This is a genomic window from Aquabacterium soli, from assembly GCF_003933735.1.
GTDB lineage: Bacteria > Pseudomonadota > Gammaproteobacteria > Burkholderiales > Burkholderiaceae_C > Aquabacterium > Aquabacterium soli.
The window spans coordinates 1-319 of sequence record NZ_RSED01000110.1 but is presented as its reverse complement, the minus strand read 5'-3'; the positions used below and the strand labels follow the sequence as shown (position 1 = coordinate 319).

The 319-nt window shown below is 58.9% G+C and carries 1 protein-coding gene; it reads left to right on the top strand.

Annotation, left to right across the window (positions count from 1 at the left end; all coding sequences use genetic code 11):
- Positions 1-72: 72 nt before the first annotated feature.
- Positions 73-319, top strand: a 247-nt coding sequence (locus tag EIP75_RS23980; protein ID WP_148100991.1) for a transposase, incomplete at its 3' end; no start/stop codon positions are given.

Below are 319 nucleotides of genomic sequence, written 5' to 3'. Positions count from 1 at the left end.
CGTTGAAGCTGCAGAATTACTCCGAATCTGGCCTGCCTCGTGCTTGCCTTCTGACTCAGGAGGACATCGCCAATGCCACGATTCAAACCAGTTCACCAAGGCCTGCTGATGCTGCCGGTGGACTTCGACAAGCAGGTGCAGCCAGGCAGTTTCGAATACGCCCTGTGCCACCTGGTCGATCACAAGCTTGATCTCGAAGGGCTTCGCAGCCGCATCAAGAACGATGACGGCGGTGCCCCGGCCTATGACCCAGCCGTGCTGCTCAAGATCGTCCTGCTGTCCTACAGCCGCGGCATCATCAGCAGCCGCAAGATGGAGG